Source organism: Arthrobacter sp. NicSoilB8 (assembly GCF_019977355.1).
Lineage (GTDB): Bacteria > Actinomycetota > Actinomycetes > Actinomycetales > Micrococcaceae > Arthrobacter.
Genome location: NZ_AP024655.1, coordinates 4,519,846 through 4,535,104 on the forward strand (window position 1 = coordinate 4,519,846; position 15,259 = coordinate 4,535,104).

The 15,259-nt window shown below is 69.2% G+C and carries 17 protein-coding genes; 14 read left to right on the forward strand and 3 right to left on the reverse strand.

Annotated elements, in window-relative coordinates:
* Positions 1-298: 298 nt before the first annotated feature.
* From LDO15_RS20450 to cycA, 12 genes are all read left to right on the forward strand, one after another.
* Entirely contained in the window at positions 299-1,273 is a 975-nt protein-coding gene (locus tag LDO15_RS20450) for an SAM-dependent methyltransferase (protein ID WP_223981834.1), read from the forward strand.
* Positions 1,270-1,947 carry a class I SAM-dependent methyltransferase gene (locus tag LDO15_RS20455; RefSeq protein WP_223981837.1) on the forward strand — a complete coding sequence of 226 codons (678 nt, stop codon included), beginning with the start codon at positions 1,270-1,272 and terminating at the stop codon, positions 1,945-1,947. Before LDO15_RS20450 ends, LDO15_RS20455 begins: the two co-directional genes overlap by 4 nt.
* Positions 1,948-2,078: 131 nt before the next feature.
* Entirely contained in the window at positions 2,079-2,603 is a 525-nt protein-coding gene (locus tag LDO15_RS20460) for an Asp23/Gls24 family envelope stress response protein (RefSeq protein WP_223981839.1), read from the forward strand.
* A complete protein-coding gene (locus tag LDO15_RS20465) occupies positions 2,600-2,791 on the forward strand; it encodes a DUF2273 domain-containing protein (protein WP_223981841.1) in 192 nt (63 codons plus the stop codon). Before LDO15_RS20460 ends, LDO15_RS20465 begins: the two co-directional genes overlap by 4 nt.
* Positions 2,788-3,174 carry a hypothetical protein gene (locus tag LDO15_RS20470; protein WP_223981844.1) on the forward strand — a complete coding sequence of 129 codons (387 nt, stop codon included), beginning with the start codon at positions 2,788-2,790 and terminating at the stop codon, positions 3,172-3,174. Before LDO15_RS20465 ends, LDO15_RS20470 begins: the two co-directional genes overlap by 4 nt.
* Positions 3,171-3,752, forward strand: coding sequence for a DUF6286 domain-containing protein (locus LDO15_RS20475; RefSeq protein ID WP_223981845.1), 582 nt, complete (start codon positions 3,171-3,173; stop codon positions 3,750-3,752). The genes LDO15_RS20470 and LDO15_RS20475 overlap by 4 nt, the downstream gene beginning before the upstream one ends.
* A complete protein-coding gene (locus LDO15_RS20480) occupies positions 3,749-4,393 on the forward strand; it encodes a hypothetical protein (protein ID WP_223981848.1) in 645 nt (214 codons plus the stop codon). The genes LDO15_RS20475 and LDO15_RS20480 overlap by 4 nt, the downstream gene beginning before the upstream one ends.
* Positions 4,394-4,415: 22 nt before the next feature.
* Complete coding sequence (locus LDO15_RS20485) at positions 4,416-4,646, forward strand: CsbD family protein (RefSeq protein WP_223981852.1); 231 nt, start codon at positions 4,416-4,418, stop codon at positions 4,644-4,646.
* Positions 4,647-4,685: 39 nt separating this feature from the next.
* A complete protein-coding gene (locus LDO15_RS20490; protein WP_223981855.1) occupies positions 4,686-5,273 on the forward strand; it encodes an RNA polymerase sigma factor in 588 nt (195 codons plus the stop codon).
* Entirely contained in the window at positions 5,270-5,896 is a 627-nt protein-coding gene (locus LDO15_RS20495) for an Asp23/Gls24 family envelope stress response protein (RefSeq protein WP_223981857.1), read from the forward strand. The genes LDO15_RS20490 and LDO15_RS20495 overlap by 4 nt, the downstream gene beginning before the upstream one ends.
* Positions 5,893-6,288 carry a hypothetical protein gene (locus LDO15_RS20500; protein WP_223981859.1) on the forward strand — a complete coding sequence of 132 codons (396 nt, stop codon included), beginning with the start codon at positions 5,893-5,895 and terminating at the stop codon, positions 6,286-6,288. Before LDO15_RS20495 ends, LDO15_RS20500 begins: the two co-directional genes overlap by 4 nt.
* Before the next feature lie 495 nt (positions 6,289-6,783).
* Entirely contained in the window at positions 6,784-8,298 is a 1,515-nt protein-coding gene (gene cycA / locus LDO15_RS20505; protein WP_223981861.1) for a D-serine/D-alanine/glycine transporter, read from the forward strand.
* Between the two features lie 224 nt (positions 8,299-8,522).
* Here the strand turns inward: cycA and LDO15_RS20510 are convergent, their stop codons facing one another.
* Complete coding sequence (locus LDO15_RS20510; protein WP_223981863.1) at positions 8,523-9,965, reverse strand: MFS transporter; 1,443 nt, start codon at positions 9,963-9,965, stop codon at positions 8,523-8,525.
* 121 nt (positions 9,966-10,086) lie between these two features.
* Complete coding sequence (locus LDO15_RS20515) at positions 10,087-11,133, reverse strand: Lrp/AsnC family transcriptional regulator (RefSeq protein ID WP_223981865.1); 1,047 nt, start codon at positions 11,131-11,133, stop codon at positions 10,087-10,089.
* Between the two features lie 185 nt (positions 11,134-11,318).
* On the opposite strand from LDO15_RS20515, the gene LDO15_RS20520 reads away from it, so the two are divergent.
* On the forward strand, positions 11,319-12,587 hold the full coding sequence (locus LDO15_RS20520; RefSeq protein ID WP_223981867.1) for a M20 family metallopeptidase: 1,269 nt from the start codon (positions 11,319-11,321) through the stop codon (positions 12,585-12,587).
* A 24-nt stretch (positions 12,588-12,611) separates the two neighbouring features.
* On the forward strand, positions 12,612-13,901 hold the full coding sequence (locus LDO15_RS20525; protein WP_223981869.1) for an MFS transporter: 1,290 nt from the start codon (positions 12,612-12,614) through the stop codon (positions 13,899-13,901).
* A gap of 86 nt (positions 13,902-13,987) precedes the next feature.
* Here the strand turns inward: LDO15_RS20525 and LDO15_RS20530 are convergent, their stop codons facing one another.
* Positions 13,988-15,259: an MFS transporter gene (locus LDO15_RS20530; RefSeq protein ID WP_223981872.1), complete on the reverse strand. Its 1,272-nt coding sequence runs from the start codon at positions 15,257-15,259 to the stop codon at positions 13,988-13,990.

Here is a 15,259-nt window from a genome sequence, read left to right on the forward strand (position 1 = left end):
CAAGGTCTCGTGCCCAGCATTCACGACGCAAGTTTCGAAATCGTTTCCACAGCGTGATTTCCATGTGTCTGGTTGCCTGCGCCGCGGCCTTGAAGGACGGCTGCAGGGTCGGCGCCCGGCGGCCACCGCTACTGGTGGTCACTGCTGTTGGAGGGCACTGCTGCTGTTGCCCCTGTCGCTGTTGACCGCCCTTGCGTCCGGGAGGAGCATGGTTGGCGGGCAGGGCGATGAGAGGAGGCGGGACACGATGCCGGGGATAGTCGCCGCTGGCTCCTTTCGGGCCATCCAAGTGCTGTTATTGCCCATCGGGACCGCCGGATACGTCGCGGCCATCCCCCGGCTGCTCGCGTACAGCCGGCGCGCGGGCGTATCGGCCACGGTGCTGTCGTCCCTCTACACGCGCTACATGCAGCACCGCCTCGAAACGAGGCCCGATGTCCCGGCGGCCCGGCTCATGGCGGTCATGCCGAACGTGTCCCAGGAAGGGTTCCGGCTAGAGACCGCCCCCACCCTCGTGGGCCACCTGCTGACCGGCTATGTTCCCAGGATCTACCGCTATCCGTACCCGGGACAGGCCCCCATGCGCCATCACCCGACGGCACGGACCAGCCTTTACGATGCCGCCCTCCGGCGGCATCTGGGCAGAATTGACCAGCTCGTGGTCCTTGGCGCGGGATTCGACACCCGGGCGTTCCGGCTAACACCGGAGGACCGCGTACGATGCTTTGAAATCGACATGCCCCGGACCCAGGCATACAAGCTCGGGATGCTCCAGAAAGCGGGCCTGTCGACGCGCCAGGCCACATATGTGTCCGCGGATTTCGAGACTGAGGATTGGATGGAGAAGCTTGTGGCGGCGGGGTTCGACCCCGGCAAGCCCTCGTTCTTTCTGTGGGAAGCGGTGACCATGTACCTGGACCGTGCCTCGGTCGAGGCGACCCTGCGCAGGATCGCCGGTACCGCCGCCGGAAGCGTGGTGGCCTTTGACTACTTCTCCAAGGACATCGTCGCCTCCAAGTCGCCCTACATGAGGTATGCCCGGGCCACGGCGAAATACGCCGGCGAGCCGCTGACGTTCGGCATCGACAACAGTCCCCCGGCCCGCAAGAGCGCCGCGGACTTTGTCGGGGCCTTCGGGCTGGCCCTCGAGGAGCACCGGAATTTCGGCCGGGAAACCCGACGCCGGCCCGCGCCGGCAGGGTTCGTCACCGCCGTCGTGCCTGCAAACAGACAGCGAAACCCGGCGAACCGCCGCGATGAGGGGACACCATGACAAAACACAGCCACCAGGACGACGCGGCCGATCCCGGGGTGCCCGGCACCGCGGCCAGGATGTGGGACGAGAAGTACAGCAGCCGCCCCAGGATGTGGAGCGGGCAGCCGAATCCGCAGCTCATCGCGGAGGCGGCGCATCTGCCGCCCGGCGAGGCCCTGGACCTGGGCTGCGGGGAAGGAGCGGACGCCATCTGGCTCGCCGCCCGCGGCTGGGCCGTGACGGCCCTGGATGTCTCCGCCGTCGCCCTCGAACGGGCTGCCGAGCACGCCCGGGAACGGGGCCAGGACGCCAACATCGAGTGGGTGCAGCGGGACCTCGCCACATGGGTTCCGGACCGGTTGTTCGACCTTGTCACGGCCCAGTTCCTGCATTCGACCCAGATGCCGTGGCAGCAGGCACTGCAGCTCGCCGCGGCCGCGGTGCGGACCGGCGGGACGCTGCTGATCGTCGGCCACCATCCCGACGGGCTGCCTCCCTGGGGCGAGCACCATGACCATGCCCCGGAGAAGTTCTTCACCGCCGAGGACCTTGCCCGTGAGCTCCGGATCGAGGAGCCTCAGTGGCGGGCGGAGGTCCTGGACAGCCGGCATCGCAGCGTCGTCGGCCCCGAGGGCGAGGCGGTGTCCCTCACCGACGCCGTGCTCCGCGCCACGCGGCTGGCGGCCCAGTAGGCCGCCGAAACCGCCGGGGCTGCATGTGATGCAGCTCACTCCAGTTCGACCGTGAGGATTTCCGCTCCGGGCCCGTCTTACCCATGACGGCGCCACAGAGCGTCTTCCTCAATCGATCAGGAGTGATTGCCTTGACCACCCAGACGCACACCCCGGCCGACGTCCAGAGCCAGGCCGGCCCGGCGGCCGCGGCGAAGGCCACCGCCGTGAAGGTGCCCGCCGCGGAGACCCCCGCGCCGGGCGCGCCCGCTCCGGCTTCAGGCAGTGACGGCCGCGGCGCGACCACCGTTGCAGACGGCGTCGTGGCAAAGATCGCCGGCATCGCGATCCAGGAAATCGAAGGAGTGCACGCCCTCGGCGGCGGAGCGGCCCGCGCCCTGGGAACCCTGCGTGAAAAGGTCGGCCAGAAGGACCTCACCCAGGGCGTCAGCGTGGAGGTCGGGCAAACCCAGGTGGCGGTCGACGTCACCCTGGTGGTCGAGTACCCGCATCCCCTCCAGCAGGTGGCGGACAGCGCCCGCGACGCCGTCTACACGGCCATCGAAGACCTCGTCGGCATGGAGGTGACGGAAGTCAACATCACCATCACGGACATCCACGTGCCTTCCGAGGATGAAGACTCCGACGGCGCCCGGACCGAGCCGAGGGTGGCTTGAGCCCCACGCTGGCCGGCCTGGCCATCGGAGCCGCCCCGGCCGTCGTCGCCCTGGCGTTCGGTTTCTGGGGTCGCCTGCTCACCGCGCTCTTCATGGGGGTGGGGGCCGCGCTGGGCCGCACGGTCGAGGGACGACTGGATCTAGGCGGAGTTCTGGACGCCCTGCGCGGCAAGCGCTCCTCCACGTGACGCGGGCGGGATATACCCGGATCACCCCGGCAGCCCTCAGGCACACCATCGAGACGATTGCGGCCCGCGCCTTCGGCGTCCCGGGGTCCAAGGTCACGGCATCCCTGGAGGATGATTCGGGCCGGCTCGGCGCGACGGTCTCCGTACAGCTGGCGCTCCCGCCGCTTCTGGGCCCCCGCCAAGGGCTCGGCGGCGGTACCGTCTTCGACCGGTCCCGGGCGGCCCGGGCCACCATCATCGCCCGCGGCCTGGAGCTCACCGGCCGGAAACTGGGCTGGGTCGACATCCGGCTCGGCGGGGCCCGGCGGCCCGCCATCGCCGCCAGGGTGGACGGGACGGCCGGAAGGCCACACCGGAACCACATCGAAAGGAACGTCGCGTGAGCCAGGACCGAGCCATCCGGCGCCTCGTCCGCAGGGAGACGCACTCCTCCCGGGCCGGGGCCTCCGTCCTGACCTCCGGCGTCCTCGCCGCCGTCTTCCTCTGGCTTGCCCTCGAATCCGCTCTGGCCCTGCTTCAGGAAAACCCGCTCCTGGCCAGTCCCGACCGGCTGGGCCGGTGGCTCGCCGGCGTGCCGGCCAACACCCTCCCGGCCGGGCTGACTGCCGCCGGCGCCGGTCTGGCGGTTCTGGGCCTGGTGCTGCTCGCAGCCGCAATAACGCCGGGCCGCCGGGCCCGGCACGCCGTCCACAGCGCCCGGAGCGCCGTGGTGGTCGATGGCGAGGTCATCGCCTCCGCAGTGTCCCGGCGGGCCCGCCTCGCCGCGGGGCTGGCACCCGGGCAGGTCACCACCACGGTGGGCAAGCGGGCCGTCCGGGTCCTGGTGCGTCCGACGTCGGGCGTTTCCGTGGACCGGAACGCGGTCGCCGCCGCGGTTCGCGACGAACTGGCCGCATACGCGTTGGACCGCCCTATCGCACCGACAATCCACATCGTGAGGGAAGGGGCGCTGGGGCAATGAGCCAGACCAACAGGGCATTGAACCGGATCCTGCTGGCCCTGGCCGGGCTCATGCTGATCGCGGCCGGCGCCGCTACGGCCGGCGCCGGGATCCTGCCGGACGCTGCGGCCGCGTGGGCAGCCACCGGTTCCTCCCTCGTGGACCAGACCGGCAGCCTCCTCGCCTCGGCACCGCTCCCGGGCCCCGCCCGCAGTTGGTGGGCTGTTGCCGGAGTCGCCGCGCTCGTCCTGGCGGCCGGACTCGGCATCGCCTGGCTCGCGTCGCAGGGCGGCGGCCGGACGCACCGCGTCGGCAGGGAAACCGACGGCGGCCGCGGCACCACCGTCGTCGAAACCGGGCTCATCTCGGCGGCCGTCACCGAAGCCCTCGCCGGCAACCGCCTCGTGCTTGGCACCTCAGTCTCGGCCTGGGAAGTCAAGGGCGAACCGGGGCTCCGGCTGCGGATTCGGGCACGGCAGGGGGCATCCCCCCGGGACATCGCCAACACCGCCGACGAACTGGTCCAGGGGATTGACGCGTTGCTGGGCCATCCGCTTCCGGTTCTGGTCCGAATCACCAGTGGCACCAGAACCAGGGTGGCTGTACCCGGTCGCGCCCGCGAGCCCGGCTCGACGGACGTACCGCTGCACCGCATCACCTAGACATGACAGGAAAGGAAACATCATGGGAATCGACGACAAGGTCAACAACACGGTCATCCACCACATCGGTGCCGCCAAAGAAGGCGCCGGCAAAGTGACGGGCAACCAGGACCTCCAGCGCGAAGGCCAGCATGAGCAGGCCCAGGCCAAGCTGCAGGAGCCCGGCGAACGGGTCAAGGACGCCGCGGCCGACATCGGAGTAAACATCAAAGACGCCGCGCGGAGGCTCAAGGACGGCTTCAGGAAGGAGTAGCCCGCACGAAATCCCCGCGATGAAAGCAGAGAAAAGCGCGTGGCAGGTTCACCCTCGGCGCCCCATCAGCTGGACCTTGCGGCCGACGCCCTGCTGGTGGGACGGGCCGCCGACGGCGATACGGCAGCATTTGAGGCACTCGCCCGGCGGCACGGCCCGCTCATGCGGGCCTGCGCCCGCCGCCTGACGGGCTCCCTCGCCGACGCCGACGACGTCGTGCAGGAATCGCTGATGCAGGCCTGGAAGCAACTCGACACCCTGCGCGACGGCGAGGCCGTGAAGGGCTGGCTGCTGCGCATTACCGGCAGCCGCAGCATCGACCACCTGCGCCGGCGGCGGAACCATTCGGACCTCGGCGGTCTCGACCACCGGCTGGAGGCCGGTGCGGGAAACGCCCACCGGGACCACCCCGAACACGCCGCCCTGAGCGGTTCCCGGATGGACGCCCTCAAGGCCGCCCTTGCCGCCCTTCCCGAGGAACAGCGCCGCTGCTGGGTGCTGAAGGCGTTCAATGACCAAAGCTACGAGGAAATTGCGCAAACCTTGAACATCAGCACTGCCAGCGTCCGCGGCCGCCTGGCCCGGGCACGCATCACCCTGGCCCGCGAAATGGAGGACTGGCGATGAGCACCCCCGGCGACATGCTTAGCTGCGGGCACAGCCTGGCAGACCTGAGCGAATATCTGGACACCGGACAGATCGGCGATCCCGGGCACCTAGCAGAATGTCCCGAATGCCAGTCCGGCCTGACATCCCTGCGCAGGCTCTCCGCCCTCGGCGACGAACTGCTCGATGCCGACATCGCCGCGGCCGGCAGCGGAAACGAGAACTGGATGAAGGCCATTCTGGGCAACCTGCGCCTGGAATTGCGGCCGGGCAGGAGCATCCCGCTGCGCGCCGACACCCCTGGCGACGTCCTCACCGAGACCGAGGGCTCGATTTCGGCGCTGATCCGTTCCGTTGCCGATTCGCTTCCCGGTACGGCCGCCGGAAAGTGCCGCCTGTACGGGGACGTCACTGAGCCCGGGGCCCCCATCACCGTGGGCGTCGACCTCGCTGTCGTGTATGGGCATCCGCTGGAACAGCGCGCCGCCACGCTCCGCTGGGAGTTGGCCGCGGCCCTTGCCCGGCAGACGGAACTGAACATCACGGCGATTGATGTCACGATCACCGATGTCCTGGAGCCCCGGAATCCGGAGGCCGGCTCCCCCGCATCCGGCGGCCCATCGACTCCACAGGAGACGCCATGACCGAGCCCTTGCCTCGCGGGGACGGCACCCCCGCACTTCCCGCCGAACTGCCCGCCGCACTGGCCAGTGAACTGCAGGCGATCATCCAGGCCGTGGACGGCGTGACAGCGGTCTACCCGGCGCGCCCGCTCTGGCAGACAATCGCGGGAGCGGCCCGCTCCGCCGTGATCGGAGAAGCCCATGCGCCGGTTGACGTCACCACCTCCGGCGCCGGCACGGCCGTGACGGCGGTCAAGGCGCGCATCGGCGTGAGCGGGGCGTACCCCGCACCGGACGTGGCCCGGGCCGTGGCCGCGGCGGTGCGGCGGCACCTGAGTCCGCAGCCTGTGACCGTGCAGGTCGGCATCGTTCGGATCAGCACCGCCCCGACCGACAGCCCGCAGAGCGGCTGACGGGCAGCGTGCAGACCGGCAGCGCGCAGACCGATACCGCCAAAGCGGCACCCGCTAAGTCGGCGCCGACCAGGCCGAAACCGCCTGCGCCCGGCAAAAAATGTGACAAAAGACAGCGGACGACAACTGAAGCTAAGATGATCGACAGTTGTCGAACGCGGCCGGGGACGGGCGACCCGTGAACAGGCGGTGCCGGCGGCCGCGGATTACGGCCGTGCCGGCGTCGCGTTTTGCGCCCAAAGCCCGCGAAGGACGCGGGTTCCGGGCCCTCGCCGGCACTGCGCGGGAGGGTGGCGCCGCCGGGAGAACGCGGCATGTCACCGACCAGACGGTCCACTTTCGCGGACCGACGCGACAACAGGGGCCGCGAAATACCGGCCCTAATCTTGACCTACCCGCCAAAACTGTTACCTCCGTCACACTCTGACGGATCCGTGCGGCCCGCATCGCGGAACCCCCGCCCGCTGCGGCCGCCTGTGACAAGGAAGAAGCCTCATGTCTGAACGCACCACCGCGGCCGCACCGGCCACTGCAGAATCTGACATTGCCCACTCTGGAACCGCCGCAACCCGTGACGCCGCCGCCGGGAACCGCGAGCCGCACCTCGCCCGCGCCCTTGGCAACCGCCATATCCAGCTACTCGCCATCGGCGGCGCCATCGGTACCGGCCTGTTCATGGGCTCCGGCAAGACCATCTCCCTCGCCGGTCCGTCCGTCATCTTCGTCTACATGATCATCGGCTTCATGCTGTTTTTCGTCATGCGGGCCATGGGCGAGATCTTGCTCTCCAACCTGAACTACAAGTCCTTCAGCGACTTCGCCGGCGACCTGCTGGGCCCCTGGGCCGGCTTCTTCACCGGCTGGTCCTACTGGTTCTTCTGGGTAGTCACCGGCGTCGCGGACATCGTCGCCATCGCCGGCTACGTGGACAAGCTCGCGCCGGGCACGCCCCTGTGGATTCCTGCCCTGATCACGCCCGTGGTGCTGGTCCTCCTGAACCTCCCCACCGTCAAGGCGTTCGGTGAAGCTGAGTTCTGGTTTGCCATCATCAAGGTGGTGGCCATCGTGGCCCTGATCATCACCGGCGCGGTCATGATCGCCACCCACTTCACGTCCCCGAACGGCGCCGAAGCCAACCTCGCCAACATGTGGAACGACGGCGGCATGTTCCCGCACGGCATGTTCGGCTTCATCCTCGGCTTCCAGATCGCCATCTTCGCCTTCGCCGGCATCGAGCTGGTGGGCACCGCCGCCGCCGAAACCAAGGACCCGGAGAAGAACCTGCCGCGTGCCATCAACTCCATCCCGGTCCGCGTCCTCCTGTTCTACGTGGGCGCCCTGGTGGTCATCATGGCCGTCAACCCGTGGCGCACCATCGATCCGGCCAGCAGCCCGTTCATCGGCATGTTCACCCTGGCCGGGCTGGGGATCGCCGCCGTGGTCATCAACCTCGTGGTCCTGACCTCCGCCGCCTCCAGCGCCAACTCCGGGATCTACTCGACCTCCCGCATGATCTACGGGCTCGCCCAGGACGGTAACGCGCCGAAGGCCTTCGGCAAGCTGAGCCTTCGCAAAGTCCCGCAGAACGCCCTGCTGTTCTCCTGCATCTTCCTGCTGGCAGGGCTCGTCCTTCTCTACGCCGGAGACTCGGTGATCGGCGCATTCACGATCGTCACCTCCGTTGCCTCCGTGCTGACCATGTTCGTGTGGTCCATGATCCTCATCAGCTACATCGTGTTCCGCCGCCGGCGGCCGGCCCTGCACGCGGCCTCGGCCTTCAAGATGCCCGGCTCCGCGTTCATGCCGTACGTGGTGCTCGCGTTCTTCGTGTTCATGCTCGTGGCGCTGGCCCAGGCCGACGACACCAGGCTGGCGCTCTTCGTGGCCCCCATCTGGTTCCTCCTGCTGGGTGGCGCCTGGCACTTCAACCGGAAGACACCGCTGCAGCAGGCGCGGATTGTGGAATGGCAGGCCGTCCGCGCGGAGGAGGACGTCCGCGCGGCTGTCTGACTCTTGATTGCCTGACCCTTCTGTCGACTGAGACTGCCGTCTGAGCATCGACTCGAACCCCCGTGATGCGCAGGAGCCCCGGCCGGACCTTCCGGCCGGGGCTCCTGCGTGCAGTGTCCCTGCGTTCGGTGTCCCTGCGTTCAGTGTCCCTGCGTGAAGTGTTCCTGCATACAGTGATGCCGGATGCAGTGACCTGCGCAGCAATCCTGCGCGGGGCGGGGACGTTACGGGCGCGCCTTGCCGGCGGCCGGAACGACGGCGACGCGCGGCGCGACGGCCACGGCGGCGACGCCGATCACCGCCGTGAGCGCGAAGACGCCGGCGAACGACGACGCCGTCGTCGTCGAAAACGCGGCGAATACGATTCCCGTGCCGGCGAGGGCCAGGGCGCCGCCGAGCGAATCCGAAATGGACATGGCCGAACTGTTGAAGCCCTCAGTGTCCTTGGTGGAGAGGGCCAGGGTCATGACGCTCAGGCGCGGATACATCAGGCCCATCCCGCCCCCGGCGAAGATCCAGCCCGCGATCGCGACGGCGGCCGGCCACGCCAGGACCGTCGTCACGAGGGCGAGGACGACGGCGCCGAGGACCATGGCCGAGCCGATCCGCACCGCCTTCCGGTGTTCCAGGCGGGTCCCAAGCCTGCCTTGGACGGCCGAGGCCGCGGCCCAGGCGATGGCGCCGCCGGTGAGCGTGAGGCCTGCAAAAGTCGGGGCGAAGGCGTAGCGTTCCACGAGCAGATACGGCAGGTACACCTCGGCGCCGAAGAACGCGGCGGACGCGAGGCCGCGGGTGAGGATGACGCTCGGCAGGCCCCGCCGTGCGGTCAGCGTTCCGCGCGGCATGAGCGGACGGACGGCCAGGAGTGCGACGGCGACGGCGGCCCCTGCGAGCGCTCCGCCGGCCCCCGGGACTTGGGCGGACAGGTTCAGGCCCAGGACGGCGAGCGCCGCCAGTGCCGCCAGCGCCAGCTTGGCCGGGCCTCCCGGCGGTCGGGCCGTGCCGCCCGCGGTTTTCACCCCGGGCTCTCCGGGGGCTGGTTCTCCCGCGGCTGGTTCTCCCGCGGTTGCGGGGTCCGCTGCGGGGACTCCGTTCAGGCCTCGCAGCGCCGGGGCAGTCAGGAGCAGGGCCGGGACCACGAGCCCGACCACGCCAAGGAAGACCCACTGCCAGCCGGCAAGTTGCGCCACGACGCCGGCGGCGAATGGGCCCACGAGCGACGGGATGACCCAGGCCGCGGAGAAGGCGGCAAAAATCTTCGGATGCAGTACCGGCGGGTAGACCCGGGCAATCACTACGTACAGGGCCACCGTGAGCCCACCCCCGCCGAGCCCCTGCACGAGCCGCCCCGACACGAGAACCGGCATGGTCCCGGCGGTGCCGGCGATGAGCAGGCCGAGAACGAACATGCCCACCGCGGCCAGGAGCGGCGCCACGGGTCCCTTGCGGTCCGACCAACTGCCGGCTGCCACCATTCCGATCACGCCGGTGGCGAGCGGCCCCGCAAAGGCCAGAGCGTAGAGGCCCGCGCCGTCCAGTTCCCGGCTGACGAGCGGCATGATGGTGGTCACCGCCAGCGACTCGAAGGCTGCCAGGAACACCAGCGCGCAGGCCCCCAGCGTCACCAGCAGGTAGCTGCGGTGGAAGATGCCGGCTGATTCCGGCATGGAATCCCGGCCGGATTCCCGGCTGGAATCCTGATGAGGAGGCGGGTCTGATCGGGGCACGTGCCACAGCTTACAAGCGGGACACGCCGTGTCCAGCCAGGCCCGGCCCGGACAGCTCAGTTCAGCCGACCTCGTCGAGCCCCCGGGCCGGGACCACGACGGCGCCGCTCGCCCTGGAGTCCGGGTTCAGCATCCAGCCCACGCGCTTCACGGTGCTCAGCATGACGACGCTTTCCACGAGCACGATCCCGGGCACCTTCTGCTGCAGTGCCTGCTCGATGTTCATGACATCCGCCAGGGACTGCAGCCACATGATGATCACGAAGTTCGTCGGCCCGGTGGTGGAGGCGCTGAGCCGCACGTTCCGCATGGACCGCAGTTCGGCGGCCGCCGCCTCGTGCCGGCCGGCGGGGACGTTGACAAACCATTGGCAGGTGACGGGGAACGCCGAAAACTTCTGGGCCACCTCGCACCGGAACGACAGGATGCCGCTCGCGAGCACCCGGTTGAGCTGCCGCTGCACGGTGGCAGGGTGCCGGCCCAGCCCGCGGGCAATGTCCGCCGCCGTGGCCCGTCCGTCCTTGGCCAGAAACGGCAGGAGCGCCAGGTGGCTTTCCGGCAGCGCCTCCCGGGCGGCAGCCTGGGTGACGCCAGTGGCTTCGGGGCCGGCCAACGCCCGCACGGCGGCCTGCTGCGCGCGGCTCAGCACATTGAGCCGCCAGGCGCCGCCGCTCGCGTGCAGCCTCGTGCAGAGGGCGGTCTGGTACTTGAGGAGGCCGTCAATCTCCTTCAGCCGTGAAATGACCTTCATGCTGAAATCGTCCAGGGAGGGCGTAATGACGGTCAGCATGAGGTCCCGGTTGCTGGCCGCCTCCTCCACCGTGACGATTTCCGGCATCGCGGCGAGCCTGGCCGTGACTTCCTTCCGGCGGTGCATTTCGCAATCCACGGCGACGAACGCCAGGCACATCTGAAGGGGATCGCCGATCAGGTGGGCGGTGATCCAGGAGACGCCGGAGGCCCGCAGCCGTTCCCAGCGGGCGGCGAGGGTGGTGGCGTGAACGCCCAGCACCTCCGCCGCATCCGCCCAGCTCAGCCGCGGAGCGATCTGCAGGACGTTGATCAGGGCGAGGTCATCCTCGCTGAGTTCCACTATTCTTCCCTCCATTCATGCATGAAACCTGCGCCCAAAGGCATTTTTTGCATTTTTTCAGACCTTTGGCCGCGTGTGAACCATGTCACTTGAGAATAGACGCAGGAAGTCCTTGCCGGACCCAGACCACGCCAAATCGACAGATTTCGGCAGCCACGCCACACCGACAACACAGCGATCTCGACAACCAAGGAGAACACGTGCCGATCACCGCAGACGCCCGGGACATGCAGACGGACCTTGCCCGGTTCCGCCATGAGCTGCACCGGGAGCCCGAGATCGGGCTGACGCTTCCGCGGACACAGGAGAAGGTGCTCAAGGCGCTCGACGGGCTCGGCTACGAGATCACCCTGGGCCAGGAGACGACGTCGGTCACCGCGGTACTGCGCGGCCAGGCGTCCGGGACCGGCGCCGGTGACCGCCCGGCCGTGCTCCTGCGCGCGGACATGGACGGCCTGCCGGTGCAGGAGAAAACGGGAGTGGACTACACGTCCAGGATCGACGGGGCCATGCACGCCTGCGGCCACGACCTTCACACGTCCATGCTGGCAGGAGCCGCCACCCTCCTGGCCGAACGCCGGCACCGGCTCGCCGGCGACGTCGTCCTGATGTTCCAGCCCGGCGAGGAAGGGTTCGACGGCGCCAGCCACATGATCCGCGAAGGCGTGCTGGATGCCGCCGGCCGGCGCGTGGACGCCGCCTACGGCATGCACGTATTTTCCGCCCTGGAACCGCACGGCACGTTCTGCACCAAGCCCGGCGTCATGCTCAGCTCTTCCGACGGCCTGGTGGTCACCGTGCTCGGCGCCGGCGGCCACGGATCGGCCCCGCACTCGGCCAAGGACCCCGTGACGGCGGCCGCCGAAATGGTCACCGCCCTCCAGGTCATGGTCACCCGCCAGTTCAACATGTTCGATCCCGTAGTGCTCTCGGTGGGGGTCCTCCAGGCCGGCACCAAGCGCAACATCATCCCGGAAACCGCACGCATTGAGGCCACCATCAGGACCTTCTCCGAGGAATCCCGGCAGAAAATGATGGACGCCGTGCCGCGGCTGCTGAAGGGCATCGCGGCGGCGCACGGCCTCGAAGTCGACGTCGACTACCAGCAGGAGTACCCGCTCACCATCACCGACGAGGACGAAACGCACACCGCGGAGAACGTCATTGAGGGCCTGTTCGGTGACTCCCGGCTCGCCCGCTGGGCCACCCCGCTCAGCGGCTCCGAAGACTTCTCCAGGGTTCTCGCCGAGGTCCCCGGCACGTTCATCGGGCTGAGCGCCGTCCCCCGGGGCGCCGACCACTCCGCATCCGCGTTCAATCACTCCCCGTACGCCACGTTCGACGACGGCGTGCTGGCTGACGGCGCCGCACTCTACGCGGAGCTCGCCATTTCGAGGCTGGCCGCGCTTGCGGCTGCAGACGCTTCCGCCGCGGCCAACGCTGCTGCCGCCGGCTCCACCCTTTCCTAGCCCCCACCCCCGAGGGAGACGACCATGACTGCAACCACGTCCACACCGCCGGCAACCCGGACATCGACCCGCAAGACGATCATCGGCACCGGCATCGGCAACGCCGTCGAATGGTACGACTGGGCCATTTATGCCACGTTCACGCCGTTCATCGCCAGCCAGCTTTTCAGCAAGGCCGATCCCGCCTCGGCGGTGCTGTCCACGCTGGCGATTTTCGCCGTCGGCTTCGTCGCCCGCCCGTTCGGGGGCTTCCTGTTCGGCTGGATCGGTGACCGGATCGGCCGCAAGGCCTCCATGACCCTGGCCGTGGGACTTGCGTCCGTGGGCAGCCTGATGATTGGCATCGCGCCGACCTTCGCGGTGGTGGGCGCATGGGCATCGCTGATGCTCCTGGTGGCCCGCCTGGTCCAGGGCCTGGCGCACGGCGGCGAGCTCCCGTCGTCGCAAACGTACCTCTCCGAAATGGCGCCGAGGGAACACCGCGGCTTCTGGGCCACCCTGATCTACACCTCCGGCACGGTGGGGATCCTGTTCGGGACCCTCCTGGGGGCCGTGCTGAACATGGCCCTGAGCACCGAAGTGATGAACGCCTGGGGCTGGCGCATCCCGTTCCTGGTCGGCGCGGCCATGGGTCTCTACGCCCTGATCATGCGGTCCCGGCTGCACGAAACGGACGTCTTCGAAGGCGAGGCCTCGGCGGAGAAGCGCGCTCCGATCTGGCCGCAGATCGTCCGCCACCGCAAGCAGGCCCTGCAGGTGATCGGCCTGACGGTCGGCCTGACCGTGATCTACTACATCTGGGGTGTCGTCGCCCCCAGCTACGCCACCACCGCCCTGAAAATCGACCGCGGCGAGGCCCTGTGGGCAGGCGTGATCGGCAACATCGTGTTTATCGCGGCGCTGCCCTTCTGGGGCAAGCTGTCGGACCGCATCGGCCGCAAGAAAGTGTTGTGGGCCGGCGCGATCGGCGCAGGCATCATGCACTTTCCGATGACCGCACTGCTCAAGGATTCCGCCTGGCAGCTGGCCGTCAGCATGTCCGTCATGCTGATCTTCATCGCCGCCAGCGCGGCGATCGTTCCGGCGGTCTACGCCGAGCTGTTCCCGACAAGTATCCGCACCGTGGGCGTCGGAGTGCCCTACTCGATCTGCGTGGCACTGTTCGGCGGAACCGCGCCTTACCTCCAGCAGTGGCTCGGCACAACCCTGCAGATGCCCCAGCTGTTCAACGTCTACGCCGTGCTTCTCCTCGCCGTCTCCGCGGTGTTCGTCTTCACCATCCCGGAAACGAAGGGCAAGGACCTGCGCGCATAGCTCCGGGACCTCCGGGAGCGCCCAACTGACTAGCAGCAGGGGCCGTTTTGAGCGCTCAAAACGGCCCCTGCTGCTAGTCAGTTGGGTCAGCCGCCGACGAAGCGGTCCCGCCCGGCCCGGTAGCCGAACACCGCGGCGAGCGAGCCCACCAGCAGGAACAGGACACCCGCCGCGGCGAAGGACCCCGTGGACTGGTGGAGCTGGCCGACCAGGAGGGTGCCACTGGAGCCCAGCCCGTAGCCCACGCCCTGCATCATGCCGGAGAGGTGGGCCGCGGTGTGCCCGTCGCGGGTGCGGACCATGATCAGGGTCAGGGCAGCGGCGGTCAGGCTGCCCTGACCCAGGCCCAGCAGCCCGGTCCACAGCCACAGGAATTCGGTCGGACCGAAGATGCTCAGCGCGAAGCCGCCGCCGGTCATGAGTGCCACCACCGTGTTGATGGCGCGCTGGTCCCGGAACCGGGTGGCCAGTGCCGGCGCGAACAGCGAGCCCAGCATCTGCAGCACAATCGAGGCCGAGACGATCAGGCCGGCCGTGCCGCCGTCCACGCCGCGTTCGCGCAGGATCGGGGCCAGCCACGCGAAGACACTAAAGGACATCATGGCCTGCAGGACCATGAACAGGGTGACCTGCCAGGCCACGGCGGAACGCCAGACGTTGACACCCTCGCCCGTCCGCGGCGGCCCGCCGGGACGGGCCCGCAGCGCCGGGGGCAGGAATAACAGGAGCACGACGCCGGCCGGCAGCGCCCAGAACCAGAGCGCCCCCGTCCACTGCCCGGTGGCGCGGAAGACCGGGAACGTGAAGCCGGCGCCGAGGGCGGCCGAGGCGCAGATCGCCGTGGTGTACAGCCCGCCCATGAGGCCCAGGCGGTGCGGGAAGTCGCGCTTGACGACGCCGGGCAACAGCACGTTGCACAGCGAAATCGCGGCGCCGCAAGCGGCGGTTCCGGCGAGCAGCGCCGGGAGATGGCCGGCCCCGGGCAGCTCCACGGGCCGCAGCAGCAGCCCCGCCGTCAGGACCGCCATGGCACCGAGCAACACCCGCTCGGCGCCAAACCGGCGAGCCAGTCCCGGGGCGAGCGGAGCGAACACGCCCAGCAGCGTCACCGGAACGGTGGTGAGCACCATGACTGCCCAGGCCGGAAGCCCGGCGTCGGCCGTCACCTCGGGCAGCACTGCAGCGAAGCTCGAAAACACGGTGCGGAGGTTTAGCCCGATCAGGACCAGGCAGACGCCCATGTACGCGAGCATGCGGCGGCCCGCGGCGCGCGGAGGTCCGGCGGGTTCGTCCCGTAGCACGGCACTGGCCGAAAGGTCCTGCTCGTCAGTTTTCCCAGCTGAGGTCACCCGCCCCAT

Coding starts and splice junctions, on each gene's coding strand:
- LDO15_RS20455 (WP_223981837.1), top strand. CDS start 1,270: ATGACAAAACACAGCCACCAGGACGACGCGGCCGATCCCGGGGTGCCC.
- LDO15_RS20480 (WP_223981848.1), top strand. CDS start 3,749: ATGAGCCAGACCAACAGGGCATTGAACCGGATCCTGCTGGCCCTGGCC.
- LDO15_RS20485 (WP_223981852.1), top strand. CDS start 4,416: ATGGGAATCGACGACAAGGTCAACAACACGGTCATCCACCACATCGGT.
- LDO15_RS20495 (WP_223981857.1), top strand. CDS start 5,270: ATGAGCACCCCCGGCGACATGCTTAGCTGCGGGCACAGCCTGGCAGAC.
- LDO15_RS20500 (WP_223981859.1), top strand. CDS start 5,893: ATGACCGAGCCCTTGCCTCGCGGGGACGGCACCCCCGCACTTCCCGCC.
- cycA (WP_223981861.1), top strand. CDS start 6,784: ATGTCTGAACGCACCACCGCGGCCGCACCGGCCACTGCAGAATCTGAC.
- LDO15_RS20510 (WP_223981863.1), bottom strand. CDS start 9,965: ATGCCGGAATCAGCCGGCATCTTCCACCGCAGCTACCTGCTGGTGACG.
- LDO15_RS20515 (WP_223981865.1), bottom strand. CDS start 11,133: ATGGAGGGAAGAATAGTGGAACTCAGCGAGGATGACCTCGCCCTGATC.
- LDO15_RS20525 (WP_223981869.1), top strand. CDS start 12,612: ATGACTGCAACCACGTCCACACCGCCGGCAACCCGGACATCGACCCGC.
- LDO15_RS20530 (WP_223981872.1), bottom strand. CDS start 15,259: ATGGGGCGGGTGACCTCAGCTGGGAAAACTGACGAGCAGGACCTTTCG.